19 protein-coding genes, 1 tRNA gene and 1 pseudogene are annotated in these 25,509 nt (G+C 72.3%); 11 read left to right on the forward strand and 10 right to left on the reverse strand.

Going from position 1 to position 25,509, the window contains the following annotated elements:
- Positions 1 to 234 precede the first annotated feature (234 nt).
- A complete protein-coding gene (locus LPA42_RS08470) occupies positions 235 to 1,047 on the reverse strand; it encodes a helix-turn-helix domain-containing protein (RefSeq protein WP_158229382.1) in 813 nt (270 codons plus the stop codon).
- A gap of 790 nt (positions 1,048 to 1,837) precedes the next feature.
- Here LPA42_RS08470 and LPA42_RS08475 point away from each other — a divergent pair.
- The 3 genes from LPA42_RS08475 to LPA42_RS34135 all read left to right on the forward strand — a co-directional run bounded on the left by LPA42_RS08475 (position 1,838) and on the right by LPA42_RS34135 (position 8,663).
- Entirely contained in the window at positions 1,838 to 5,923 is a 4,086-nt protein-coding gene (locus LPA42_RS08475; protein ID WP_077936405.1) for an alpha/beta hydrolase, read from the forward strand.
- A 465-nt stretch (positions 5,924 to 6,388) separates the two neighbouring features.
- Positions 6,389 to 7,198 (forward strand): GntR family transcriptional regulator, encoded by an 810-nt coding sequence (locus tag LPA42_RS08480; RefSeq protein ID WP_077936404.1) that lies wholly within the window; start codon positions 6,389 to 6,391, stop codon positions 7,196 to 7,198.
- A 241-nt stretch (positions 7,199 to 7,439) separates the two neighbouring features.
- Entirely contained in the window at positions 7,440 to 8,663 is a 1,224-nt protein-coding gene (locus LPA42_RS34135; protein ID WP_304442019.1) for a helix-turn-helix domain-containing protein, read from the forward strand.
- A 103-nt stretch (positions 8,664 to 8,766) separates the two neighbouring features.
- Here LPA42_RS34135 and LPA42_RS08490 read toward each other — a convergent pair whose 3' ends face one another.
- The 4 genes and pseudogenes from LPA42_RS08490 to LPA42_RS08505 form a co-directional block, all read right to left on the reverse strand.
- Complete coding sequence (locus tag LPA42_RS08490; RefSeq protein WP_077936403.1) at positions 8,767 to 9,096, reverse strand: helix-turn-helix domain-containing protein; 330 nt, start codon at positions 9,094 to 9,096, stop codon at positions 8,767 to 8,769.
- Positions 9,093 to 9,236, reverse strand: a pseudogene (locus LPA42_RS08495) (hypothetical protein); the annotation flags it as partial. The gene LPA42_RS08490 and the pseudogene LPA42_RS08495, both read right to left, overlap by 4 nt.
- Positions 9,237 to 9,259: 23 nt before the next feature.
- Positions 9,260 to 10,528: a hypothetical protein gene (locus LPA42_RS08500; RefSeq protein WP_144082558.1), complete on the reverse strand. Its 1,269-nt coding sequence runs from the start codon at positions 10,526 to 10,528 to the stop codon at positions 9,260 to 9,262.
- 424 nt (positions 10,529 to 10,952) lie between these two features.
- Positions 10,953 to 11,621, reverse strand: a complete 669-nt coding sequence (locus LPA42_RS08505) for a CGNR zinc finger domain-containing protein (protein ID WP_158229381.1) — start codon at positions 11,619 to 11,621, stop codon at positions 10,953 to 10,955.
- A gap of 136 nt (positions 11,622 to 11,757) precedes the next feature.
- On the opposite strand from LPA42_RS08505, the gene LPA42_RS08510 reads away from it, so the two are divergent.
- On the forward strand, positions 11,758 to 12,810 hold the full coding sequence (locus tag LPA42_RS08510; RefSeq protein ID WP_228986465.1) for a DMT family transporter: 1,053 nt from the start codon (positions 11,758 to 11,760) through the stop codon (positions 12,808 to 12,810).
- An 82-nt stretch (positions 12,811 to 12,892) separates the two neighbouring features.
- Positions 12,893 to 15,856: an AfsR/SARP family transcriptional regulator gene (locus LPA42_RS34385; RefSeq protein WP_077936399.1), complete on the forward strand. Its 2,964-nt coding sequence runs from the start codon at positions 12,893 to 12,895 to the stop codon at positions 15,854 to 15,856.
- A 97-nt stretch (positions 15,857 to 15,953) separates the two neighbouring features.
- On the opposite strand, the gene LPA42_RS08520 is transcribed toward LPA42_RS34385, so the two are convergent.
- Entirely contained in the window at positions 15,954 to 16,139 is a 186-nt protein-coding gene (locus LPA42_RS08520; protein ID WP_077936398.1) for a hypothetical protein, read from the reverse strand.
- Positions 16,140 to 16,364: 225 nt separating this feature from the next.
- Here LPA42_RS08520 and LPA42_RS08525 point away from each other — a divergent pair, with 225 nt between their 5' ends.
- From LPA42_RS08525 to LPA42_RS08545, 5 genes are all read left to right on the forward strand, one after another.
- Positions 16,365 to 17,918: a pyridoxal-dependent decarboxylase gene (locus tag LPA42_RS08525; RefSeq protein ID WP_228986472.1), complete on the forward strand. Its 1,554-nt coding sequence runs from the start codon at positions 16,365 to 16,367 to the stop codon at positions 17,916 to 17,918.
- A gap of 47 nt (positions 17,919 to 17,965) precedes the next feature.
- On the forward strand, positions 17,966 to 19,390 hold the full coding sequence (locus LPA42_RS08530; protein ID WP_228986466.1) for a fatty acid desaturase: 1,425 nt from the start codon (positions 17,966 to 17,968) through the stop codon (positions 19,388 to 19,390).
- A gap of 80 nt (positions 19,391 to 19,470) precedes the next feature.
- Positions 19,471 to 20,040, forward strand: a complete 570-nt coding sequence (locus LPA42_RS08535; protein ID WP_077936397.1) for a cobalamin-dependent protein — start codon at positions 19,471 to 19,473, stop codon at positions 20,038 to 20,040.
- Positions 20,033 to 21,409 carry a methylaspartate mutase gene (locus tag LPA42_RS08540; protein ID WP_077936396.1) on the forward strand — a complete coding sequence of 459 codons (1,377 nt, stop codon included), beginning with the start codon at positions 20,033 to 20,035 and terminating at the stop codon, positions 21,407 to 21,409. Before LPA42_RS08535 ends, LPA42_RS08540 begins: the two co-directional genes overlap by 8 nt.
- 82 nt (positions 21,410 to 21,491) lie before the next feature.
- Positions 21,492 to 22,859, forward strand: coding sequence for an aspartate aminotransferase family protein (locus tag LPA42_RS08545; protein WP_077936395.1), 1,368 nt, complete (start codon positions 21,492 to 21,494; stop codon positions 22,857 to 22,859).
- 78 nt (positions 22,860 to 22,937) lie between these two features.
- Here the strand turns inward: LPA42_RS08545 and LPA42_RS08550 are convergent, their stop codons facing one another.
- From LPA42_RS08550 to LPA42_RS08565, 4 genes are all read right to left on the reverse strand, one after another.
- Positions 22,938 to 23,354 (reverse strand): type II toxin-antitoxin system VapC family toxin, encoded by a 417-nt coding sequence (locus tag LPA42_RS08550; RefSeq protein ID WP_077936394.1) that lies wholly within the window; start codon positions 23,352 to 23,354, stop codon positions 22,938 to 22,940.
- Complete coding sequence (locus LPA42_RS08555) at positions 23,336 to 23,590, reverse strand: hypothetical protein (RefSeq protein WP_077936393.1); 255 nt, start codon at positions 23,588 to 23,590, stop codon at positions 23,336 to 23,338. Before LPA42_RS08555 ends, LPA42_RS08550 begins: the two co-directional genes overlap by 19 nt.
- A 95-nt stretch (positions 23,591 to 23,685) precedes the next feature.
- Positions 23,686 to 23,758 (reverse strand) — tRNA-Ala (locus LPA42_RS08560).
- A 91-nt stretch (positions 23,759 to 23,849) separates the two neighbouring features.
- Entirely contained in the window at positions 23,850 to 24,440 is a 591-nt protein-coding gene (locus tag LPA42_RS08565) for a YqgE/AlgH family protein (protein ID WP_043964045.1), read from the reverse strand.
- Between the two features lie 239 nt (positions 24,441 to 24,679).
- Between LPA42_RS08565 and LPA42_RS08570 the strand changes: the two genes are divergently transcribed.
- Positions 24,680 to 25,483: an S-methyl-5'-thioadenosine phosphorylase gene (locus LPA42_RS08570; protein ID WP_077936392.1), complete on the forward strand. Its 804-nt coding sequence runs from the start codon at positions 24,680 to 24,682 to the stop codon at positions 25,481 to 25,483.
- The last annotated feature ends 26 nt before the right edge of the window (positions 25,484 to 25,509 follow it).

The following is a 25,509-nucleotide window of genomic DNA, read 5'->3' on the forward strand; positions in this document are numbered from 1 at the left end:
CATCGATGCCGCAGGGAGTCCACATAGCCCCCGGAAGCGGCCGGGGAGAATCCTGCCGGGCGATAGCGGCGGCGGCCAGAAATTGCCACTTCACCAAGTGGCAGTTGGTGTAAACGGTTTCGGCGAGAGCACACGGGCAGGCCGGCAGCCCACGGGAAGGCCGAGGTCGAGCGGGCAGGCCGGAATCGCCGACGACGGAATTCGCTGGAGGGGAAGCGGGGGGATGAAAGGCGGCTACGCCGGGTCGGCCACCGGAATCAGCGAGACGATCTGCAGCTCACTCGCGCTCGGATCGGTGAGGGTCACGACGTCGACCAGCGTCGTCCGGTGGTCGCTGGAGAGCCGGATGCCGCGCCGCGACTGCAGGGTGCACCCGTTCGCGGCGTGGGCGTTCCACAGGCAGCGGGCCTCGGGGTTGGTCTCCAGGCAGGCGTCGACCAGCGCGGCGATCCCCGCGTCCTGGGGGTGCAGCGCCTGGGCGATGCGCATCTGGGTGAGCAGCGGCGCCGCCCAGTCGGTGTCCCAGTTGACCAGCCGGCGGCGCGCGTCGGCGTCGGTGAACAGCCAGCGGGGGTAGCTGGGATCGCTGCGCAGCCAGGGATAGTAGGCCTCGCACACCTCGTTGTGCAGCACCACCCGCGCGTACCGGTCGAGGACGTAGGTCGCCCAGCGCTGCCCCTCGACGAACTGGCGCAGGGCGGGGCCGAGGACGACGGCGGTCGCGCCGACCGGCGACGGCGACGGCATCCGGCCGACCGCCAGGAGATACAGCAGCTCCCGCTCGTGCCGGTCGAGGCGCAGCGCCTCGGCGACGGCGTCGAGGAAGGCGTCCGAGTAGTTGGCCCGCACCCCGCGTTCGAGGTTGCTGTACCAGACGACGCTCACCCCGACGATCTCCGCGACCTCCTCCTGGGTGACGTTCGACCGACGGGCTCGGCGGCGTCGGGCGAGGAGCCGGTCGTCGGGCACCAGCCGGTGCCGCCAGGCTTTGACGCAGGCGGCCAGCTCGCTGTTCTGATCTGCCGAGACCTGCCGAATGGCAACCATTTCTCCCTCGTCCTGGCGCAGCCGTGAATGATATTTCCCGCGCATCTGGACCTGCACCGAAATGGAACAACGGCCACCGGTCACACGGCTCTCCCGAGAGCCGGAAGCAGGGCGGATCGATCGGTCGACGGCTGCCCGTCGCCGGGACCGAAGGATCCCGCGTACGAGACTTTCGGCCGAATAGGCCAAAGCCCGCTCGCGACGGTACGGACACAATCGTGTCCAGTGACTGTCACGAATGTGGATGCTACCGCTCGGGGACCCGGACACCAATAGCTGAGTATCGCTCGGATCACTGTGCGGTCATCCCCTCCGGCGATTCCCTGCCACCTGCACCCAATCGTCATGGACTTGGCCGGGCTGCCCCCTTGGCCACGTCCACGGGAGTGCGCACCACTTGCCCGTGATGGCCCTGTTGCGTAGATCGTGCCGCGCGCCGAGGCCCGCGCCACGCGCCCCGCGCCGACCGAGGACGGCAATACATTCAAGTGCGGCTCTCCATTCGCGGGCCCACAATTCCCAACGGATTGCACCAACCCCGAGCACACCGTTCGGCGCGCCGTTTCCCGGCGCGGATATGAGTCGCGAAGAGCCCCGGAGTCCCAATCGCCGCAGTTGCGGTCGGCTTCCCGTCCGGGGCGCATATCCCCTGGTAGAGGCGATTTCCGCGCGCCGCGAGACGCACGCCATACGAAACGCGGGAGAAACGAGAGCTGGCTAGCGTCCCCGATCGTTGAACATTTCCACTCCTTTCCGGGGAGACACTTTGAAGGTACGAACATCGAGGAGCATGCGCATTCTCCTCGCGGTGGTCGTCTCGCTGACGGCCCCGGCCGCGCTGGCCGCCCCGGCCAGTGCGGCGTCCCCCACCGCAGCCGCACCGCCCCCCGCCGCACCGGCGGACCTGCCCGACCCGACGGCGCGCGGACCGTTCGGCTACCAGGCCGTCCAGGAGGCCAAGCTCGGCCTCGCCAGCATCCAGGAGCCCAACTCCGCCGGGGCCGACCCGACGCCGGGGACGGCCCAGGCGGCGGAGCAGGTCGAGATCCGCGGCCAGCTCTACACGCCGGACTGGGCCAAGCGCACCACCCCGTCGCCGCTGATCGTCCTGGTGCACGGCAACCACGGCTCGTGCGACTCCGGGCAGAACAGCGCCCAGCTCACCTGCGCCCAGTTCAAGCACAACGAGAACGGCTACGCCTACCTCGCGGAGAACCTCGCCACCTGGGGCTACACGACGTTCTCGGTGTCGCAGGACCAGCTGATGATGCGGCAGGACAGCAGCAAGGGCAAAGGCATGCACAGCCGGCGCATGCTCATCGCCGCCACCCTGGACGCGCTCAGCGCCGCCAACCGCGCTGAGGGCCTGCCCGTCGACGAACACACGACCGTCGGCACCACGCTCTCCGGCCACCTCGACCTCACCCGCATCGGCCTGATGGGGCACTCGCGCGGCGGTGACGCCGTGTCGAGCTTCATCGACTACAACCGCATCCGCACCGACGGCCCGCGCTACCCCCTGCGCGGCGTCATCTCCCTCGCGCCGGTCGACTACGAGCGCAAGGCACCGTACGGCATGCCGTACCTGACGATCCTGCCGATGTGCGACGGCGACGTGTCCAACCTCCAGGGCGCGCGGCTGTTCGAGCGCAGCCAGTACGTCAACCCCGGCGACCCCTTCCCCCGCATCCAGGTCGAGCACCTCGGCGCGATCCACAACTGGTACAACACCGTCTGGTACGCCGACGGCGGCGCGGACGGCCAGGGCAACAACGACGCCGCCTGCGGCAACTCGGCCCCGTTCGCGACGAACAACATCCACCCGAACAACCTGCGGCTCAGCGGCGCGGCCAGCTACACCGACCCCGACCTGAACTACAAGATCGACAACTCGGATCCGCTGAACCCGGCCGTGAACACCAAGTTCTCCGGCGACGCGGCCCGCATGGGCGACCAGGAAAAGCTGGGCCTGGCCACGATGGCCGCCTTCTTCCGCCGCTACGTCGGCGGCGAGGGCGCGTTCCAGCCCTGGCTGACCGGCGAGCTGGCCAACACCGCCAGCGGCCTGCAGGTCCCGGCGACGGCCTGCCCGACCAGCCCGTCCGGCACGGCCATCGCCTGCAACGAGCGGGTCAACACCAGCTACTTCGCCGCGCCACAGGAGCGGGTGGACGTGATCCGCCCCGAGGTGGAGAACCCCCTCGGCCTCAACGCCCTCGGCGGCCCGCTGACCGGCAGCGGCTTCGCCGACCCGTACGCCCAGTCGCCCGGCGTCGCGCCGAAGCCGGCGGCGACGGCCGGCGGCTACGACTGGTGCAACCCGGAGCCCCAGGACTTCGCGCCCGCCCAGCTCGGCAAGACCGGGCTGCCGACCGCCGCCAAGCCCTGCCCGCTGCCGGCGGCCGGCGCGCTCGGCGGACAGAACGCCACCCGCGAGAACAGCCCGATCAACCACTCCTACGGCCGCCAGCTCACCCTCGCCTGGGAGCCGACCTCCACCGCCACCCTCACCGCCGCGATCCCGGCCGCGTCTAAGGACGTACGGGGCCTCAAGGCGCTGGCCCTCAGCGCCGCCGTCAACTTCTTCGACACCCGCAACCCGGGCGCCGACAACCGGGGCGACAACACCCGCGACACCACCGTCAACGGGACCCCGACCAGCCCGGTCTGGCCCAACGAACTGCCCACGTCGTACGACCCGACGTCGACCACGCAGCGCTTCGTCATCGCGCTGAGCGACACGGCCGGGCACGAGGCCACCGTCGACGCCGGTGACCCGCGCTGGGGCAACGCCCTGCACATGTCCACCGGCACGAACACGCCGAACACGCACATCGTCCTCGACCAGATCCGCGTGCCGCTGAGCGAGTTCGCCGCGCAGGGCGTCGACGTCGGCTCCCTGGCCAAGCTCGAACTGCGCTTCGGGGCGGGCGACCTGCCCAAGTCCGGCTCGATCCAGCTCGCCGACGTACGCTTCCAGGAGAGCGCGGCCGGGGCGCGGCTGCTGTCGGACGGCAACCACGCCAACGGCGCGGGCTACGGCAAGTCCGCCCTCGGCGGCCCGGACCCGGCGACCTACCTTGCCGCGTACGACAACGCCCCCGGCAAGGTGGCACTGGTCGACCCGGTCGCGAACCCGCGCGGGAACACCACCTGGACCGTCGACGACGACGGGCAGCAGTGCCCCACCGCCCAGTTCACGTCGATCCAGGCGGCCGTCGACCACGCCTCGCCGTGGGACACGATCGTGGTCTGCGCGGGCGTCTACCAGGAGTCCTCGACGCCGGTGAACCACGCGTCCAACCCCGTGCAGGCCGGCGCGCGCAACGGCCTCACCATCACCAAGCCCCTGAAGATCAAGGGCGCGGGCGCGGACAAGGTGACCATCAAGCCGGACCAGTCGCTCGGCACCCTCGCGGGCGACCAGCCCTACCTGCGCGACGGCGGCGGCAACGTGATCACCGTGTCGCGGCAGTCGCTCGGCTCCACCGACACCAACGAGATGTTCGTCGACATCTCCGGCGTGACCGTCACCTCCGGCAACGTGTGGGCCGAGGCGGGCATTGCCTTCTTCGGCGCGGCCGGTCGCGTCGCGAACAGCGTCGTCGGCCCGCTGCGGGCCGCCACCACCGCGCAGGAACTGGCCGAGCACCCGCACGGCTGGGGCATCGTCAAGACCGGCGTGATCCGGGGGGCGAGCGCCGCCACCGTCGAGAGCGAGGTGACCGTCACCGGCAGCGTCGTCACCGGCTACCAGTCGGGCGGCATCCTGTTCGACGGCGCGCGGGGCACGGACGGCAGCCCGGACAACACCGCCCGGACCGGCATCCGCAACCACGGCTACGTGACCGGCACGGTCGTCGCGGGCGCGTCGAGCAGCGTGTTCCCGCAGGTCGGCATCCGGTACGCCAGCGGGGCAACCGGCTTCGTCAACGACAGCCGGATCACCGGGAACTACCACCCGCCCGCGCCCGAGAAGTCCTACGGCATCCTGCTGACCGACGCCGGCACCGACAGCGTCGGGGCGCTCACCGCCTCCGGCGACATCATCACCGGCAACGGGTACGCCGCCTACAACGCCAACGCCGACAACACGGCCGTACGCGAGGCAGCCCCGTTCACGGTGACCGGCAGCTACCTCGGCAAGCGCGCGCCGCTCTCGGGCGGCCCGGCGGACCCGCGCACCGGGGCCGAGGCAGTCTCCGGCCCCGACAGCACCGGCGCAGCCACCGTCACCCTCGCCAAGCGGCTGCCGAAGCCGCCGAAGGCGGTGCCGACCGGGGTGGGCCGCGTCGCCGACCGCGCCCCGTCGGCCCAGGTCGCCGACCCGGGGCAGGGCGCGGTGTTCCAGGTCGGGACGACGGTGCACCCGCTCATCCGGGGCACCGACGACTTCGCCATCGCGTCGGCGACCCTGCTCGTCAACGGCACCAGGGTCGGCACCAGCACCGTCGCCCCGTACCTGTTCGACTGGACGCCCAGCGCCAGGGACGCCGGCCGGCAGGTCAAGCTCCAGGCGCTGGTCGTCGACTCGTCCGGACGGGCGACCCTGTCCAAGGCGGTGGTGGGCACCGTGCTGCCGCCGCCGACGGTGAAGCTCGGCAAGGTGACGACCAACACCAAGACGGGCACGGCGACGATCGCCGCCACCGTCAACACGGCCGGCACGCTCACCCTCACCGGCGACAAGGTGGTCGCGGTGACCAGGCAGGTGAGCAAGGCGGGCACGGTCACGCTGACCGTGACGGTCGACCCCGCGTACCGGCAGGAGCTGGTCAAGGCGGGGCGGCTCGACGTGACGGTCACGGTCGCGTTCGGCACCGCGACGGGGCAGAGCGCGAGCAAGACCGTGCAGGTGCGACTGCTCAAGAAGTGACGATCCGCCACCTCGGACACTGACTGGAAGGGCCCCCTTGCGGGGGCCCTTTCGTCCGTTCGAGTGCCCCGACCTGCCCTACCGGTTGTTCGGCTTTGCAGGCCTTGTCGTGGTCGTCTCCGACCGTCAACTGGGGTACGTCCTCACAGCAAGGAACGGCTTCTGCGAATCGCAATCAGAGCACGATTCTCGACAAACGAGCAGATTCAGCACATCAGCAGTTGAGGCTCCCGAGCGGAGTCAGGCACTGATAGCAGCGGAACTGAGCATGCCGGCGACCCAAGGAGCCACACCCGGAGCCATGGCAACACAAGGCACCGAAGTCGTGACCTTCCGCGACAATCTTTGTCATCGGACAATCCATGCAACCAATGTCAGCCACCGAGAACATGGATCAACTGGGTAGCACGGCTTCTGTGACAGGCCCGCAAGTAACCTTCTGTCAGACGACAGTTGGAGAGTCCGATGACCGACGTGCACGGCCAGGAGAAGAAGCACACCGCCGAGAGCTTCGCCGCCGAACTCAGGCGCAGGATCAAGGAGGGTGCCAAAGGCTACGAGGCCGGCGCGAAGCTCCCCACACTCCGCGCGTTCGCCGCCGAGGAGGCGGGCGTGGCGCGCGGTGTCGCAGAGAAGGCCATCGACCGCCTGCGAGCCGAAGGACTGATCGAGTCGCGCCGAGGGTCCGGCAGCTATGTCCGGGCGAGCCGCATCCCTCGGACCTCACCGGGACGTCTGGCAGCGACGCAGTGGGGACGCGGGCTGTCGATCCAGGCATACGACTCCATGGACCCACCGAAGGCTGTGGACGTCATCGTGGGAGACGTCGTGCCGCCGGCACAGGTCGCCCAGGCCCTCGGCGTGCAGCCCGGCGAGATGGTGTTATCGAGGCATCGGAGGTACGTGCGAGAGCGGCGTTCGGTCCAGCTCGCCACCGCCTACCTGCCAACCGATCTGACCCGTGGCACTCGCATCGAGCACACGGACACTGGCCCCGGCGGCACCTTCGCACGACTCGCCGAGCAGGGATTCGCGCCAACCAGGTTCCTGGAGCGGGTCATCAGTCGCGCGCCCACTCCCGAAGAGATCAACGGTGTGGACGGCCGGGAAGGACTGGGCCTGCGCCGAGAGGGCAGCCTGGTCTTCGAGATCACCAGACACGCCTACGCAGGAGACCGCTGCGTCGAGGTGTCCCTGATGGTGCTTGACGCCGAGATGTACGAGCTGCTGTACGCCTTCCCTGCCGGGGAGGAGGACAAGCCAGCAGGAGTTTGACCGCAGAGGCATTGATTGTCTGCTGACAATCTGGCAGGGTTACTCCTCAAGGGAGGGGCAATCCGACCCTCGGCTTCACCCGAAGGTGAGGGGTGACTGTGCTGTCTCAGGTCGTGTCTCTTGTGTTCGGTGGGTTGGTGCCGGGATTCCTCCTCGGGTTGCTCGCCTTCCGGGTCAAGTCGCGGTGGTGTCCGCGCTGCGGGGAGTCCACGTTGGCCATGCCGCCGACGGAGCGGGATCGGTGACCCGGCCCACGCGGCGCACCGGCGACGAGCCGCCGATCGGGCGGCGGGTGGCGGAGCTGCGCGTCAGCCGGGGCATGAGCCAGCAGGTCTTCGCCGACCGGATCGGCCGGTCGAAGAGCTGGGTCGACAAGGTCGAGCGCGGCGTCCGTACCCTCGATCGGTTCTCGGTGATCGAGACGGTGGCCGCGACCCTCGGGGTCGCCCCGGCCGTCCTGCTCGGCGGCAGGGCCCAGCGGGGTTCGGCCGCCGGCGCCGACACCGGCAGCGCCGTGGAGCGGGTACGCGAGGCGTTGGCCCGCTACGACGTACCAAGAATCGGTGGTGACGGCCCGCCGGCGTCGTCGCCGCGCCAGCCTGCCGACCAGGTCGGGTACGCCTGGACGGCGTACCGCAACGGCCACCACGCCCAGGTGTTGCGGATGCTGCCCGACCTGCTCGCCGACGCCCGCGCGGCTGGCGACGCGTCCGCCGCCGACCTGCCGGTGCGGGTCTACCGGCTCGCCGCCCAGGTGCTGGTCAAGCTCGGCAAAGCCGACCTGGCCTGGCTGGCGGCCGACCGGGCGATGGGTGCCGCCGCCGACGATCCACGGCTGGCCGGCCTGGCGGCGGTCTCCGTCGCCCAGGCCCTCCGGGCGCTACGCCAGGGCAAGCTGGCGATGGGTGCCGCCGCAGCCGCCATGCACCGGCTCGACCTCGCCCCGTCCCGGGCATTCCTGCCGGAGGGGCCCGCGCTGACGGGAACCCTGCTGGCCGAGGCCGCCCTCGCCGCCGCCTCGTGCGGGGCCGTCGCCGCCGCTGCCGAGTTCACCGAGCGGGCGGCCCACCTCGCCGCCAGCCACGGCGAGCGGCAGCACGACGACCACGACGGCATCGGGTTCGGCCCCACCACTGTCGAACTCGCCCGCGCCCTGACCGCCATGCGCCTCGGCGACCATCATCAGGCTGTCGCCGCCCACCGGCGGGCCACCGGCGACGACGGGTGGCGTCAGCTACCCGCCGAGCACCGGGCCGCCCACCTCGTCGACATCACCCGCGCCCACCTCGACCTCGGCGACCATCATGCCGCCGGCCGCGCCCTGGTCACCGCCGACGGCATCGCCCCGGCCGAGACCCGCCTCCGCCCCGCCGCCCACGCCGCGCTGACCGCCGTGCTCCGCGCCGGGCCCACCGCCGCCGACGTGGCCCGCCTCGCCGCCACCATCGGCCTGACCCGTCGGTGACCGTCGCTGCCACAGTCTCGCCGGATCGCGGCTAACGATCCGATTCACCTGGCAGCGCGCTGCAGTCGAATCTCTCCGAACGCTCTGGGCGCCCTCGGGCCGATCAGGCGACCCGCAGAGTGAGCGGCCCTCTGGACACGACGATGGAAACCTCCGCGCCCAGCGTTTCGGCGTACGCACGCAGGGTGTCCAGGCTGTCGACCTGGCCGTGCTCAATCTGGGAGATTCTTGCCTGGCTCACCCCGAGGGCCACGGCCACCTCAGCCTGGGTGAGCCCAGCGGACTTTCGCATCTCGGCCAACTCATGGCCACGGGTCCGGCCGAGGTTCTCGGCGCGAATCGCGGCACGCTGCGTCTGTGCCTCGGCACTGGCAAGCCACGGCTCCTGGGCCGTCGCCTCAGCCCTCACATCGCTCCACCGACGGGCAGTCATGACGCCTCCCCACCCTTGCGCTCGGTCAGGTATTCCTCGTACCGCTCCTCCGCGACCGGGATGTTCTCCCGGTACCACTGACTCCACCGGCCCGCCTTGTCGCCGGCGACCAGGATCACAGCCTCCCGTTCGATGTCGAACACCTGGCGTGGGCCAGCCCCGATCACGCACCTTCACGCAGAGCCCGTCGCTCCCTCTGGGCAGGCAGCCGCTGCGTCAACTCCTGCCCCAGCGGCCACGACTGGTCGAGGATGGACTGAGCCATGCAGGCCAGGCCGAGGGCCAGGGGCCATGACGCTGATCCTCTGATCTCTTGCGGCAGCATGGCCAACGGCTTCTTCGGGTTCCATCTCGTGATCGGTGCCAGGTCGACCGCCAGCACCTCGGTGACGTAGGGGCGCTCGACGAGCCGGACAGCCCGATCGAGCACCTCGTCGCTGGTGAGTTGGAGCAGGGTGACCACGCAGAATTCCGGCATGGCACCCCGGCTGACCCACCGACCGTGCCCCACGATCGCGCTGACCTCGATGTCCTGCTCGCTGATGTGGCATTCCTCCCGCAACTCCCGCTCCGCACCGCGGCGGACGATGTCTCCGAGCGTCAGCCCGGTGCCATCCTGTGGCACGTCGCGGGGTTCAAGAGCGCCAGAGCCGGACGGGGCGATGAGGCCAGGGCTGCCCACGTTGTCCTTGGCTTGGGCCACGAGGATCAGTTGGCCGTCCGCCGTGAAGGCCAGCGAGGACACGCCGATAGTGTTGGCGAGTCGGCTACGCCGAAAGGTCAGCAGTTTCCCACCCTGGTCGAGGATCAACTCCCTTCCCCGCAGAAGCGGCAGTTTCCTACCCGTCCCCCATACGTCGAACGGAGCCAGCAAATTGCTGCAAAAGAAGTCGAAATAGCGGCCGGGCCTCAGCTTGACAGCCACTTCCTCGTCACCGGATGGCACATCGGAGGCCAGGCCGATGATGTCACCGTTGTACATGGCAGCGACACGGGCACGACGCGCAAGAAAGTCGAACGACCAGATCCTGAGCTCGCGAGGGAGGCGATATGGTGAGGTTTCAAGCTCGGCCCTGACGGGCTGGTCACGGAGCCGCGCGCACTCTTTCGCCATGACCACGCCGACGTCGTGTGCGCTTTTGACGATGGTCCCCAGACTGCTGAGTTGACTTGACAGGTCGCTGTAGTCGTCGCCGTCCCGCGACTGAAACCGCACCAACCGGGCCCGGCGACGATTGGCACGGATTTCCAGCACGGAAACGAAACAGCCGGCAGTTGCCGCCAGCACGCTGACTGCAACAGGAGGGTTGTGGATAGCGGTGGCGGCGCCGAAGGAGGTCAGCGCAATTCCCGCAGTGGTGACCCGATAGCGCCACAGACTTCTACGCCAGATGCTCATCGTCGTCACGACTTTCCTCACAATTCCCAGCATCCGCGACTCTCCCCGGTGCGCCCTGACAGCGGCAGCCGCATTGTAGCTACGCGACGAAAGAACCTCTGGGGCATGACGTCCGTTTGAGGAGAGCGGAATGCATTTGTCACGATTGATAGAAATCGGAGTGACCGACTTCAGCATGTCGCCCTGTCAACGCCCAACAGGCGCCGGCGGTGACGTGTGGGCGAAAGAGCAGGCAGGAGGCCCTACGCGGACCCCGCAGCCGACCGCCGCCACAGGCTGGGCCGCCCCGCCCCTACCCCGCGATCTTGCACTTGCAGCCCCGACAAAAGGTACAACGCGCCCTACCAGGGGGCCACACCTGCAAGATCGTGGGCGAGAAAGGGAGATCTTGGAGCGAAATGGCCCCTCCAGGGGCCGAAACTTTCCAAGATCTACGGAATCTTCGCCTTTAGCCCGGTCAGGACCGTGTGGTTGACGCGGCGCGCTGCCGGGACCGGTGTTCGCGTACCTTGCGGCGGTTGCCGCACTCGGCCATCTGGCACCACACCCCCGTCCGGTTGCGGGCGTGGTCGTAGAAGACCCACCGGCAGTCCTCGGCCGGGCACATCTTCAGCCGACCCCAGGTGCCGTCGAGCGCGGCGACGGCCACCACGCCGAGCAGCCCGGCCAGCACCGCGTCGATGCCGGCACGCTCGGGGACGAACTGCGGCGTCGCCGCGTCGGCGAACCGCAGGTGTACGGGCAGCCGCGCGGCGACGCGGTTGAGCCGGTCCAGAGCCGCCGGGGCGTGGGCAGGGGGCCCGAATGCGGCGGCGGACCCAGCACCAGCACCAGCGATGGTGTCGCGCAGCGCCTGGCGTAGCTCCACCGCCGCCCGCCGGTCCGCCTCGGTCAGCGCGGGCGGCTCACCAGGCCGGGGCAGCTCACCAGGTCGGGGCGAACCGTCCGGCGAGGGTAAGGCGTCCGGCCGGGGCGGCACGCCCGGGAACTCGGCCGAGAACCGCGCGCCGATCCAGCCGGCCAGCCCCTGGACCGTGTCAATCTCGTCGACACCGCGCTCCAGGTCGAGCGTGTTGACGAAGGACCGGACGACCTCCAGCCGGCCGGGTGCCTCCTGGCGCTTCACCGTCCCACCTCCCACATCGTCCCATCCCACGCGTCGGTAACCACTCAAACAGTTTAGAGGTTACAGTCGGCATCGCACCGGGTACCACCGTCCGCAACCGGTCCGACACGCACGACGACCACGCCGAGGTGACTCCATGACGGCATCCGCCGACCTGAACCCCTCGTCCGCCGACGAGCGGAACGCCCTCCCCGACGAGCGGGAGGCCCACCCCGACGAGCGGGAGGCCCACCCCGACGAGCGGGAGGCCCACCCCGACGAGCGGGGCGCCCGCCCTGACCACGACGAGGAGGCACCCGACCCCGGCGCGCGGCGGCTCGGGCTGCTCGCCGTGTGCGTCGCCACCGCGCTGTGGGGCTTCGGCGGCACCGTCGCCAGCGACCTGTTCGACTCCGGGCTGCGCCCCGCCGAGCTGGTCGCCGCCCGCACCCTGATCAGCCTCGCCGGGCTCGGCCTGCTGCTCGCCCTGGCCCGCCGCCGCTCCGGCACGCCGAGGCGCACGGAGCCGATCGACTGGCCGCTGGTCGTCGCGTTCGGCCTGGCGATCGCCGTGGCCAACGCGTGCCTGTTCCTGGCCATCAGCCACCTGCCGGTCGCGGTCGCCATGGTGCTGCAGAATCTCGCCCCGGCGTTCGTGGTGGGGTGGCTGGTGGTGCTCGGCCGGTGCCGACTCGGCATCGCGATCGCCCTGGGGCTGGTCGTCGCCCTCGCCGGGGTGGCCCTGGTGGTGGAGCTGCCCACCACGCCGCTGGGCGAGGTGAACCTCCTCGGGGTCGGCTTCGGCATCGCCACCGCCGTCGGCGTGGCCGCCTTCTCGGTGCTGGGCAGCCGGGCCACCCGCAGGTACGGGGCGCTGCGCGCCAACACGTACGCGTTCGCCGTGTCCAGTGTGGCCTGGCTGCTCTACTTCGCCCCGCAGGGTGTGCCGGAGATCGTCGGGCGGCACGACCTGCTGCCCGGGGTGCTCTTCGTCGCGATCCTGGGCACCCTCGCTCCCTTCGTGCTCTTCTCCTGGGGCACGGCCCGGGTCGGCCCGCACGCCGGGGCGGTGAACATCTGCCTGGAGCCGGTGTTCAGCGCGGTCCTCGCCTGGACCTGGCTCGGCCAGTCGCTCAACGCCGTGCAGATCGCGGGCGGCCTGCTGGTCATCGGCGCGGTGGTCCACCTGCAACGGCTCCGGGTCGGCTGAGGAGGCCGGTTACGCACCCACTGCGGCGGCAAGTACCCACTGTTAGCCTGAGTGGACACTCGGCGACGGTCAGGGGAAGGTCGTGCAGCTACGGGTCCTTGGGCCAATCGAGATCACCCACGAAGACCGCCGGCTCGACATTCCCGGGCTCCGCGCCCGCACGGTCCTCGCTATCCTCGCCGCCAACCGGGGCCGGGCGGTGCAGGTGGAGGATCTGATCGACACGGTGTGGGACGGCCGCCCCCCGTCCACCGCCCGCTCCCAGATCCAGATCTGCGTGTCGCAGCTCCGCCGCCTGCTGGCCGAGGTCGGCCGCAAGGATGCCCTGGAGACCCGCTTCGGCGGCTACCTGCTGCGGTTGGCCCCCACGGAGCTGGACGCGGGGCGGTTCGAGCTGCTCGTCGCCGAGAGCCGACACCTCAGCGGCGAGGGCCAGGTGGCCGAGGCGGTCGCCCGGCTGCGGGCCGCCGACGCGCTCTGGTACGGCGCGACCCTGGCCGGCGTGCCCGGCGATCCGGTCGAGGCGTGGCGGCGGGGGCTCGACGAGCGGCGCGGCGCGGCCGTCGAGGAGCGGATCCGGCTGGAGCTGACGCTCGGCCGCCACGACGAGCTGGTCGGCGAGCTGGAGGCGCTGATCGCCCGGCATCCGCTGCGGGAACGGCTGCACGCCCACCTCATGCTCGCGCTCTACCGGGCCGACCGGCAGGCCGACGCGCTGAAGGCGTACCGGCGGGCGCGGGCGCTGTTCGTGGAGGAGCTCGGCATGGAGCCGAGCGCGGAGCTGGGCCGGCTGGAGCGGGCCATCCTGTCCCGCGCGCCTCAGCTCGACCTTCCGGCGGCGCCCGCCGCGTCTCCGGTCACGCCGTCCGTCGCCGCCACGGGGCCCGCGTCGCCGGGTGGGCATGGTCCGGACGTTCCGCACCAGCTGCCGGGGGACCTGGCGGACTTCACGGGCCGGCAGAAGCTCGTCGGCGAGATCCGCGACCTGCTGACCGCCGAGGCCGACCCGGGGCACCGGGGGTTCGCCCCGCTCGCGGTGATCACGGGCCCGGGCGGGGCGGGCAAGACCAGCCTGGCCGTGCACGTGGCGCATTCGCTGGTGGACCGGTTCCCCGACGGCCAGCTCTACGCCAACCTCGGCGGGCCGTCGCCCAGCCCGGAGCGCCCGGCGGAGGTGTTGGACCGCTTCCTGCGGGCGCTGGGCGTGGCCGGCCCGGCGATCCCCGACAACCTGACCGAGCGGATCGGGTTATACCGCAGCCGGCTCGCCGGGCGGCGGGTGCTGATCCTGCTGGACAATGCCGCCGACGAGACGCAGGTCGCGCCGCTGCTGCCGAACACGGCCGGCTGCGCGGTCATCGTGACCAGCCGGGCCCGGCTCGGCACCCTCGCCGGCTCGCACGAGGTCGACGTGGACGCCCTGACGCCGGAGCAGAGCGTGGCCCTGCTGCACCAGATCGTGGGCGACCGGATCGCTGCCGAGCCCCTGCAGGCCGACGAGCTGGCCCGGCTGTGCGGGTGGCTGCCGCTGGCGCTGCGCATCGCCGGTGCCCGCCTGGCCTCCCGGCCGCACTGGCGGGTGAGCCGCCTGGTGGACCGGCTGCGGGACCAGTCCCAGCTCCTCGACGAGCTGGTGCACCGCGACCTGTGCATCCGCACCACCATCGGGTTGAGCTACCACAGCCTGCCGGAGCGGTCCCGGCGGCTGCTGCGGCGGCTGGCGCTGCTCGACTGCGAGGACTTTCCGCTGTGGGTGACCGCGCCGCTGCTCGACGAGCCGCCGTCGGTGCTGGAGGACCTGCTGGAGCAGCTGGTCGACGTGCGGCTGCTGGAGGCGCACGGCCACCCGCAGAGCGGCTCGACCCGCTACCGGCTGCACGACCTCGTCCGGGTCTTCGCCCGCGAGCGCCTCCTGGCCGAGGAGCCGGCGCAGGAGCGCGGGTCGCTGGTGCGGCACGTGCTCGGCGCCTGGCTCGCCGTGGCCGAGGAGGCACACCGCCGGGAGTACGGGGGCGACTTCACCATTGTGCACGGCACCGCCGCCCGCTGGCCGGTGCCGCGTACGGTCACCGACGGGCTGCTCGGCCGGCCGATGGACTGGCTGGAGCTGGAGCGGCGCAACCTGGTCTCCGCCGTGCGGCAGGCCGACGCCCTCGGCCTCGACGAGCTGTGCTGGGATCTGGCGTTCACCCTCGTGACGCTCTTCGAGGCCCGCAGCTACTTCGACGAGTGGGCGGAGACCGCCGACCTCGCCCTGTCGGCGACCCGGCGCAGCGGCAACCGGCGCGGTGAGGGGATAACGCTGCACTCCCTCGGCGCGATGCACATGTTCCTGCGGGACCCGGGGCAGGCCGAGCGGATGTTCACCGCCGCGCTGCGGATCCTGCGTCCCCTCGGCGAGCGGCACGGGGTGGCGCTGGTGGAACGCAACCTCGCCTACCTCAACCGGCTGCGCGGCGACGACCGGGCGGCCCTGCGCGGGTACGAGGCGGCGCTGGCCGGGCTGGGCTCGGTCGGTGACCTGGTGGGCCGGGCGCACGTGCTGGTGAGCATCGCGGGGATCCGGCTGGAGCAGGGCGATCCGGCCGCCGCACAGGCCCTGTTGGGCGAGGCGCTCACCATCTGCCGGGACGCGGGGGCCCGGCGGGTCGAGGCGCAGGTGCTGCACCGGCTCGGGGAGCTGTATCTGCGCTCCGGCGAGCTGCGCCGCGCCGAGGAGTCGTTCCAGGGCACGCTCGACATCGTGCGGGCCGCCTCCGACCGCACGGGCGAGGCGTACGCCCTGCACGGTCTCGGTGTCGTGTACGGCCGCGACGGGCGGCTCGCGAAGGCGCGGGCGATGCTGACCCGGGCCCGGCAGATCGCCGGTCAGGTCGTCGAGCGGGTGGTGGAGGCGCAGGCGCTGTACGAGCTGTCCCAGTTGCCCGACCGGGACCGGGCGGAGGCGGCGGACCAGCTTCGCCGGGCGGCGGACATCTTCGGAGAGTTGCAGGCGCGGGTGTGGCACGCCCGCGCGCTGCGCGCCCTGGCGGACGTGTCCGGGTAGACCCGGCACGGGGCGGGGCCGCCCCCGTCCCACCGGCGGCCCCGCCCCGGCCCCACCGCACGGGCCCGCCCGTCTCACCGGGCGGGCCCGTGCGGTCTCACCGCCGTGGTTGGTGGGCGGGCGGCGCTCCCCAGCCGGTCTCGTCCATCGGTGCGACGGTGTCCCCGGCCGGGGCGCCCCAGCCGGTCTCCGGCACCAGGTCGGGTGTCGCGGCGGTGCCGTGACCGGCGGGCACCGCGACGGCGAGGACGGCGGTAGTCGTCGCCAGCAGCAGGCGGATCATCGGTTACCTCCACGGGGATGGGTGCGGATCGCGTCTGTCACCTGTGTCCCCGGCCGGCTATCGAAGTCCTATTCCCGGGCTAACCGATCTGCGGGCCGCGCCGCCCCGCCCGCCGGATAGCCGGACCATAGCCGGCCGAAGGGCAGCCGGGGATTTCCTCCGACGTCAGCCGCCACCGCCGACGTGGCGAACGGAGCCGGAGTCGAGGAGACCGCAGTGACGATCATGCAAGAGAGCACCCCGATGGAGACGGTCGCGGACGGTTCGGCCGCCCGTCAGGTGGTGGACGCCGTGCTGCCGCCGGCCGGCAGCCTCGCAGGGCTGGACCACGTGCAGGCGCTGACTGCGGTGGCGCTGGAGACCCTGCGGGAGGTGACCCTGGACCGGCCCGGCCCGGTGACCGCCGGTGGTCCGGCGGCGGTGCGGGAGGCCGCCCGGCGTTCCCTCGGCGGGCCGCTGCTGCCAGCGGAGCCGGGCTATCCCCTGGAGACGTTCCGCCGGTTCGTGCGCGACTACGCCACCTGGTCGGTCGACGTCAGCCACCCGGCCGCGGTGGCCCGCATGCAGTGCCCGCCCACCCCGGTCGCCGCCGCCGCCGAGCTGGTGGTGGGCATCCTGAACCAGTCCCTGCACGCCTGGGAGAGCGGCCCGTACGCCCTCGAACTGGAGCGCTACGTCATCCGCGAGCTGGGCGAGCTGGTCGGCTACGGACCGGACGCGGGCGGCACCATCACCGCGGGCGGCAGCATCTCCAACCTGATGGCCGTGCTGGCGGCCCGCGACCGGGTGCTGGCGCAGCGGTGCGGGTGGCGGCCCTTCGCGCAGGGCCTCACGGGGCTCGACAAGCGGCCGGTGGTGCTGGCCACCGACGCCACCCACTTCTCCATCGGCCGGGCGGTGGGCATGGTCGGCCTGGGCGAGGACATGATCGTCCGGGTGCCGTCCGACGAGCTGGGGCGGCTCCTGCCGGAGGAGCTGGAGCGCACGCTGGCGGGCCTGCCGGAGGACGTGGTCCCGGTGGCGGCGATCGCCTGTGTCGGCGCGACCGACCAGGGCTGGGTCGACGACGTGGCGGCGCTGGCGGAGGTGACCCGCCGGCACGGCGTGTGGCTGCACGCCGACGCCGCGTACGGCGGCGGGGCCCTGTTCTCCCCCCGGCTGCGCCCCCGGCTGGACGGCATCGCCGAGGCCGACTCGGTGACGCTCGACCTGCACAAGTTCGGCTGGACGTCGGCCACCTCCGGCATCTTCCTGGTGCGCGACGCGAGCGTCATGACGCCGCTGGCGCAGCAGACCACCACGCTGAACGCCGACGACGACGCCGAGGCCGGCTTCATCGGCCTGTACGGCAACTCGGTGCAGGCGACCCGCCGCGCGGAAGCCTTCAAGATCGCCGTCACGATGAACGCGCTGGGCCGCGACGGGATGGCCGCGATGGTGGACGGCTGCCACGACCTCGCCCTCCACGCCGCCGACCGGGTCGAGGCGGAGCCGGCCCTGGAGCTGGCCGCCCGGCCGTCCATGAGCACGGTGCTGCTGCGCTACCGCCACGACGGCGACGCCGACGCCTTCAACGGCGAGCTGCGGCGGCAGCTCATGACCCGGGGCGTCACGCTGCTGGCCCGCACCCGGGTGCGCCGGCCCGACGGGTCGTGCCCGGTCTTCCTCAAGCTGATGCTGCTCAACCCAGCCACGACCACCGACGAGTTGGACCGCGTCATCGACGACATCCTCGCCACCGCCGCCGACCTGGAGCGGTCGGCGCGGGCGAGCCGCTAGCGCGGCGGGCCCTCCCGCCGCCCCGAGCAGAGAGAAACAGGGGAGAAATGACTACCATCGACGCCTCTGCGCGGCCCGCCGACCCGGACGGTGCCGTCGTCACCGCGCCGCAGCGCACCGTCGCCACGCAACCGCACGGGCCCGCCGGCACCGCGCCGCACCGCACCCGCACCGCCACCGGCGAACCGCACCAGCCGACCGTCACCGCGCCCCGCCGCCCTGGAACCCGGGCCGGCGGGCCGGCGGGGGCCGACCAGCGGCCCGGCCGGCTGACGGTCGCCGAGCGGGACACGCGCGACTCGGCCGACAACAGCGTCCGCGACTCGATGCGGCGGCTGCCCGGCTTCGCCCAGCTCCCGCTGACCTTCCTCACCGGCCGGCCGCACACGGGGCAGCGGCCGCTGCGGCTGACCCCGACCGTCCACCTGGTCACCGCGACCGGGTCCGTCGGCGTCGGCCTGGCGGCCACCGGGGTCGCCCTGGCCCTGTCGGGCTGGTGGCTCGCGCTGCTCGTGCCCGGCTGGGCGAGCACCCTGCACGGCGCGCGCAACCTGCGCATGATGGTGTTCCACCAGTGCGCCCACCGCAACATGTGGGCCCGCAAACGCCCGGATCAGATCCTCGGCAAGATCGTCGCCGGGGTGCTGATGGTGCAGCACTTCGAGCGCTACAGCGCCGAGCACGTGGCCGACCACCACGCGCTGCACCACATGACGCTGCGCGACCCCACTGTGCAGGCGTTCCTGGTCAGCCTGCGGCTGCGCCCCGGGATGACCCGCCGGCAGATGTGGCGGCGGGTGCTGGGCCGGCTCGCCTCGCCGGTGTTCCACGCCCGGTTCCTCTGGGCCCGGATCCGCTCCTACAGCCACGCCGCCAGCCGCACCGAACGGGCCGTCACCGCCACGGGGTACGCCACCGTCGCCGCGCTCGCCACGGTCGCCCACGCCTGGCCCCTGGTGCTGGTCGGCTGGGTGCTGCCGATGACCGTGTTCTTCCAGATCAGCAACACCCTGCGGCTCTGCGTCAAGCACACGTTCCCGGCCCCCTGGCAGACCCAGCGCCGGGGCAAGGCGTACTTCGCCAGCCTCACCAACGCCATCTTCATCGGCGAGCCCGCCCCGGCGAGCTCCCTGCGGGGCGGGCCCGCGGTGCGCGCCTGGGCCCGCTGGTGGACCCGGATGCTGCTGGTCCACTTCCCCTCCCGCTACCTGGTGCTCACCGGCGACACCGTCTGCCACGACTTCCACCACCGCCGCCCGATGAGCCGGGACTGGGCCAACTACATCTTCGCCCGGCAGGCCGACATCGACGGCGGGCACCGGGGCTGGCCCCCGTACCGGGAGATCTGGGGCCTGATCCCCGCGATCAACCTGGTCTTCGACTCGCTGGCCGAGGCCGACCCGGACGAGTTCGACCCACAGCGCCTCGCGGAGACCAGCGACCGCGAGCTGTTCGCCGCCTTCGACGACTGACCGGCCGCGCGGCGGGGCCGGCGCGGCCCCGCCGCCCACCACCCACGACACGAGGGCCCGACGGCCCGGACGGGAGCATCATGGACACCACGCGACACCTCGTCATCCTCGGCGTGGCGGGCAGCGACGCGCACGCCGTGGCCAACCACCTGATCGCGATGCACCTGCGCGAGCACGGCTTCGACGTGGTCAACCTCGGCGTCTGCACGCCGCTGACCGAGTTCGCCGACGCCGTCGACGCGCACCCCGAGGCGGAGGCGGTCATCATCGGCAGCCTCAACGGGCACGCGTACGCGGACCTGCGGGACCTGCCGGCGCTGCGGGCCGCCGGACGGCTCGCCCGCCCGGTGGTCCTCGGCGGGAACCTCTCGGTCGGCAGCCACAAGGCCGACGACGTGCACGACCGGCTGCGGGCCCTCGGCGTCGACCACATCCTGGAGAACCCCTACGAGCTGCCGCTGGTGCTGGACCTGCTGCGCGCGTCCGCGCCCGGCGCGACCCGGCGCGCGAAGAAGCGCAACGCCCGGTCCAGGACCGGCACGCGGGCGGCTCACCTGCAGGGCGCCGGCACCCGGGCCGCCCACCAGGGCACCGGCACGCGGGCGGCCGGCCAGCGGGAGCCCCGGACGGCGGTGGGCAGCCGTGGCTGACTGGGCCGACCTGCACCTGGCGGACACCACCGTCGACGGCCTGCCGTCCTGGACGGAGACCGTGGCACACCTGCGCGACAGCGGGGCGCCGACCGCCGTGGCGGCGCTGCGGGCGGCCCGGCGCGCCGGCCGACCGATCGTGCAGCCCCGCTGCGGCGTCGGGTCGCACGACGCGATGATCGAGCTGCTGCGCTCGCTCGCGCCCGCCGGCCCGGGCATGCTGACCGTGACGATCGACTCGTTCACCCGGCTGCGGCAGTTCGACCACGCCGCCCGGGTGCTGCGGGAGAACCCCGCCGACCTCAACGGCTATCCCCTGGTGGCGCACGGCTGGCAACGCGGCCGGGAGCTGGTCGCCACCGTCGACGTGCCGCTGGAGATCCGGCACGGCTCGCCCGACCCCCGGGACCTGTTCGCCGTGTCGCTCGCCGCCGGCTTCACCTCCTTCGAGGGCGGCGGGATCGGCTACAACATCCCGTACTGCAAGGACGTCCCGCTGGCCACGTCGCTGGAGTGCTGGCGGCAGGTCGACGCGGTCTGCGGCCGGCTCGCCGAGGCGGGCGTGCTCGTCGACCGGGAGCTGTTCGGCACGCTCACCGCCGTGCTGGTGCCGCCGTCGACCAGCCTCGCGGTCACCCTGCTGGAGGCCCGCGCCGCCGTGGCGCAGGGGGTGCGCTGCCTGTCGATCGCCTACCCGCAGGGCGGGGAGGTGCACCAGGACGTCGCCGCTCTGCGGTCGATCCGTGAGCTGGCCGCGCGGTACCTGCCGGCGGACGTCGAGGTCTACCCGGTGCTGCACGAGTTCATGGGCGTCTTCCCGCGCGACCGCCGGGCCGCCGACGCGCTCGTCCTCTACGGCGGCCTGGTCGCCCGGCTCGGCGGCGCCGACAAGGTGATCAACAAGACCAACCAGGAGGCGTACGGGATCCCGGACGCCGCCGCCAACGCGACCGGCATCCACACCACCCTGCTCGGCGGCTCCGCGCTGCTCGACTTCGTCCGCCTCGACACCGACCGGGTCGCCGAGGAGATGCACTGGCTGCAGCGCGAGGTCGCCGAGCTGGTCGATCCGGTGCTCGACGGCGACGACCTGGCCGGCGCGATCGTGGCGGCGTTCGACGCCGGCCGGCTCGACGTGCCGTTCAGCGCCAGCGTCCACGCCCGGTCGGAGGTCGTCCCCGGCCGGGACCGCACCGGGGCGATCCGCTACCGGGAGGCCGGCAACCTGCCCTTCTCCGCCGAGGTGCGGCGGCGCAACGCCGACCTGCTGCGCCACGGGGCGGGCGACCCCGGCCGGTTCATCGAGACGGTCAGCGCCGACATCGACTACTTCCTGCACCACGAGCGGGCGTTCCCGGTGCCGGCCTGAGTGCCCCGCCCGTCTATCGCCCTCCCCCGAATCCCGCACCCGAAAGCCCTCCCGAAGCCCGAAAGCCCGAAAGGACAGCACGATGCACTCTCCGAACCAGCAGCCGGACCCGGGCGCGGCGGCAGCCGTCCGGGCGGCCGACCGGGCCCACGTCTTCCACTCCTGGTCGGCGCAGGCGCACATCGACCCCCTGCCGGTGGCCGGCGGGGAGGGCGTGCACTTCTGGGACTACGACGGCAACCGCTACCTGGACTTCTCGTCGCAGTTCGTCAACCTCAACATCGGCCACGCCCACCCCCGGGTGGTCGAGGCGATCCAGCGGCAGGCCGCCCGGCTGTGCACCATCGCCCCGCACTTCGCCAACGACCAGCGCTCCGAAGCGGCCCGGCTGATCGCCGAGCACGCGCCGGGCGACCTGAACCGGGTGTTCTTCACCAACGGTGGCACGGAGTCCAACGAGCACGCGGTGCGGATGGCCCGGCTGGTGACCGGGCGACCCAAGGTGCTCAGCGCCTACCGGTCGTACCACGGCGCCACGCACACGGCGATGCACCTGACCGGCGACCCGCGCCGGTGGCCCACCGACACCGGCACGGCCGGGGTGGTCCGCTTCTTCGGGCCGTACCCGTACCGGTCGGCGTTCCACGCCGAGACCGCCGAGCAGGAGTGCGCGCGGGCGCTGGAGCACCTGGAGCAGGTCATCCAGTTCGAGGGGCCGACGACCATCGCCGCCGTGCTGATCGAGACCATCGTCGGCACCAACGGCATCCTGGTGCCCCCGGACGGCTACCTGCCCGGCGTCCGGGCCATCTGCGACCGGTACGGCATCCTGCTGATCACCGACGAGGTGATGACCGGCTTCGGCCGGACCGGGACGTGGTTCGGGGTGGACAACTGGGGCGTCGTGCCCGACCTGATCACCTTCGCCAAGGGCGTCAACTCCGGATACGTCCCGCTCGGCGGCGTGATCATCTCCGACCGGGTCGCCGCGGAGTTCGCCGACCGCCCGTACCCCGGCGGCCTGACCTACTCCGGTCACCCGCTGGCCTGCGCCGCCGCCGTGGCGACGATCCGGGCCATGGAGGACGAGGGGATCGTCGAGCACGCCGCCTGGCTCGGCGAGCACGTCCTGGGCCCCCGGCTGCGCAAGATGGCCGAGTCGCATCCGAGCGTCGGCGAGGTGCGGGGGCTCGGCGCGTTCTGGGCGGTGGAGCTGGTCCGGGACCGGCGGACCCGGGAGATGCTGGTGCCGTTCGCCCCCACCCCGGCCCAGGCCGCGCCGATGAACGAGCTGGCGGCGGCCTGCCGCCGGCGGGGCCTGTGGCCGTTCACCCACTTCAACCGGGTGCACGTGGTGCCGCCCTGCGTCATCTCCGAGCAGGACGCCCAGCGGGGGCTGGACATCCTCGACGAGGCGCTGGAGGTCGCCGACCGCTACGTCGAGGGCTGACCGGCACGGACAGCCCGGGGCGGTCCACGGCACCGCCCCGGGCACCGCTGGCTGGTCGACGACGCTCGGGGCACCGGGTCAGGTGGCGGTGAGCAGCCTGATCTCGCAACGGACGCCGCCGGCCTTGGCGAGCCGGCCGTCACCGGTCACCAGCGGACAGGCCATCAATTCCGCCGCGGCGACATACGCGGCGTCGTAGGCGGTGACATTGACCCGCAACTGCCACATCCGGTCGAGCAGCGACGAAAGGCCGATCTCATCGATGATCAGCGTGGGCAAGGCGTCGACGGCCTCCTGGGCGCGGGCCAGGCCGAGCTTCCCGCCGAGGACCTTGCCCCGGATCACCGACACGACCTCGACCAGAAGATGGCCAGGCGCGGCCCAGTGCGGATCCGCCGCCAGTGCCGCCCGGGCCGCATCGCCTACCGGCCCGTCGTCCACCAGGGCATCGGCCAGGGCCGACGCGTCCACGACGATCACGCGGCACTGCCCCACGGTCCGCGTTGTTCCCGTTGGCCGGTCAGCTCGTCGGCGCTCTCTCCCGGCAGGGAACGAGCACCATCCGACCGACCAGCGAAGCGATCGAGGACTGCGGTGTTACGCAGACGCCGGGCCTGCGTCTCCACCAATTCGAGCAGGAACGCCTGGAGTGACTGCCCGCGTGCCCTGGCCTGGGCCGCCAAGGCGTCTCGCACGTCTTCCGGCACGTCCCGAATCTGGAGAGCGACCATGCATTCATTATGCATGCAGACTGCTCATGCCCTGGCGGGAAGAAAAGAAAGCGGCACAGCCTAATAGGCTGCGCCGCTGACCTGCCATTCAAGGGTGGAGCCGAGGGGACTCGAACCCCTGACCCCCACACTGCCAGTGTGGTGCGCTACCAGCTGCGCCACGGCCCCTTGCTGCTCGCCCCCGGTGTCCCGGGCACGGAGAGAACTATACACACGCCCGCCCGCATGGTCATCTCGCGGGGCCCCTCCCCCGCGCGCGTCAGTTGAGCGCCACGTCGGGCGGGAAGTGGGCGACGGCGGCCATCATCCCGCCCTGCCGACGCAGCACCATCGGCCACAGGTCGTCGGGGCGGTCGACGAACGCGTCGCCGGGCAGCGCGTCCAGGACGAACCAGGACCCGTCCTCGATCTCCTGCTCCAGCTGGCCCGCGCCCCAGCCCGAGTAGCCGGCGAAGACCCGGATGCCGCCGATGCTCTCCCGCATCCGCTCCGGGTCCACGGAGAGGTCGATCGTGCCCACCGCGCCGGAGACCTGGTGGAAGCCCCGCAGCCGCTTGACGGGGTTGCGCATCCGGGCCAGGCAGATGGCCGAGTCGGGTTGGACGGGACCGCCCTCGAACAGCACCGCCGGCTCCCGCGCCAGGTCGCTCCAGTCGCCGAGGACGTCGGCGACCGGCACCTCCGTGGCCCGGTTGAGCACCACGCCGAGCGCGCCGCCCGGCTCGTGGGCCACGAGCAGCACCACCGTGCGGTCGAAGTTCGGGTCCTTGAGCGTGGGGGTCGCGACCAGCAGCCGTCCGGTCATCGAGTCCATCGCCCGCCCGCCGATCGCCTGGTCCTCTCCCTGCATGTCGGACATCCGTCAGCCGCGCGCCGGGACGCGGAGAAGGCACCCCGGGACGACGACGCCGCCGGGCCGGGCGGAACCGACGTCGTGGCCGGCATGGGGGGTGGCCTGCCCGACCCGGTCGGCACGGGACGCCGGGCTCATCCGTGCTGTCAACGCCATGCCTGGCACCATAGCCTGCGCCCGGGGCGCTGGCTAAGGTCTGACCGGTGGGTGATCGAGTGGGATCGAAGGGGGCGACGATGGGTCCGACGGCGGACATCGCGGTCATCGGCGGTTCGGGGCTCTACGCCCTGCTGGAGGGCGCGACCGAGCACCGGGTCCAGACGCCGTACGGCGAGCCATCGGACCCGGTCACGATCGCCGAGGTGGGCGGCCGGCGGGTGGCGTTCCTGCCCCGGCACGGGCGCGACCACCGGCACCCGCCGCACCTGATCCCGTACCGGGCGAACCTGTGGGCGCTGCGGGCGCTCGGGGTGCGGCAGGTCCTCGCCCCGTGCGCGGTCGGCGGGCTCCGCCCCGAGCTGGGGCCGGGCACGTTCGTGGTGCCGGACCAGTTGATCGACCGCACCAGCGGGCGGGTGCAGACCTACTACGACCGGGGCGCGGTGCACGTGGCCTTCGGCGACCCGTACTGCCCGGTGGGGCGGCGGACGCTGCTGGGCGCGGCGGCGGGCCGCGGCGTGCCGGCCGTCGACGGCGGGACGATGGTGGTCGTGGAGGGGCCGCGCTTCTCCACCCGGGCGGAGTCGCGCTGGTTCACCGCGATCGGCGGGGCAGTGGTCAACATGACGGGGCACCCGGAGGCGGTGCTCGCCCGCGAGCTGGCCCTCTGCTACACCCCGATCGCGCTGGTCACCGACCTCGACGCGGGGGTGGAGGCGGGCGAGTCGGTCACCCAGGAGGAGGTCTTCCGGGTCTTCGCCGAGAACACCGACCGGCTGCGCGGGGTGCTGCTGGACGCCGTCGCCGCCCTGCCGGCCGGGCGGGACTGCCCGTGCGGGCGGGCGCTGGACGGGATCAAGCTGCCCTTCGCCCTCCCGTGAGCCCGGCCGGGCTCACGGGAGGGCGA

It is taken from the genome of Micromonospora sp. DH13 (assembly GCF_020873825.1).
Classification (GTDB): Bacteria; Actinomycetota; Actinomycetes; order Mycobacteriales; family Micromonosporaceae; genus Micromonospora; species Micromonospora haikouensis.

Excerpts from the sequence above, each read along its gene's own strand:
- LPA42_RS08470 (WP_158229382.1), bottom strand. The coding sequence starts at position 1,047 with ATGGTTGCCATTCGGCAGGTCTCGGCAGATCAGAACAGCGAGCTGGCC.
- LPA42_RS08475 (WP_077936405.1), top strand. The coding sequence starts at position 1,838 with ATGCGCATTCTCCTCGCGGTGGTCGTCTCGCTGACGGCCCCGGCCGCG.
- LPA42_RS08480 (WP_077936404.1), top strand. The coding sequence starts at position 6,389 with ATGACCGACGTGCACGGCCAGGAGAAGAAGCACACCGCCGAGAGCTTC.
- LPA42_RS08490 (WP_077936403.1), bottom strand. The coding sequence starts at position 9,096 with ATGACTGCCCGTCGGTGGAGCGATGTGAGGGCTGAGGCGACGGCCCAG.
- LPA42_RS08500 (WP_144082558.1), bottom strand. The coding sequence starts at position 10,528 with ATGCTGGGAATTGTGAGGAAAGTCGTGACGACGATGAGCATCTGGCGT.
- LPA42_RS08510 (WP_228986465.1), top strand. The coding sequence starts at position 11,758 with ATGACGGCATCCGCCGACCTGAACCCCTCGTCCGCCGACGAGCGGAAC.
- LPA42_RS08520 (WP_077936398.1), bottom strand. The coding sequence starts at position 16,139 with ATGATCCGCCTGCTGCTGGCGACGACTACCGCCGTCCTCGCCGTCGCG.
- LPA42_RS08525 (WP_228986472.1), top strand. The coding sequence starts at position 16,365 with ATGCAAGAGAGCACCCCGATGGAGACGGTCGCGGACGGTTCGGCCGCC.
- LPA42_RS08530 (WP_228986466.1), top strand. The coding sequence starts at position 17,966 with ATGACTACCATCGACGCCTCTGCGCGGCCCGCCGACCCGGACGGTGCC.
- LPA42_RS08535 (WP_077936397.1), top strand. The coding sequence starts at position 19,471 with ATGGACACCACGCGACACCTCGTCATCCTCGGCGTGGCGGGCAGCGAC.
- LPA42_RS08545 (WP_077936395.1), top strand. The coding sequence starts at position 21,492 with ATGCACTCTCCGAACCAGCAGCCGGACCCGGGCGCGGCGGCAGCCGTC.
- LPA42_RS08555 (WP_077936393.1), bottom strand. The coding sequence starts at position 23,590 with ATGGTCGCTCTCCAGATTCGGGACGTGCCGGAAGACGTGCGAGACGCC.
- LPA42_RS08565 (WP_043964045.1), bottom strand. The coding sequence starts at position 24,440 with ATGCAGGGAGAGGACCAGGCGATCGGCGGGCGGGCGATGGACTCGATG.
- LPA42_RS08570 (WP_077936392.1), top strand. The coding sequence starts at position 24,680 with ATGGGTCCGACGGCGGACATCGCGGTCATCGGCGGTTCGGGGCTCTAC.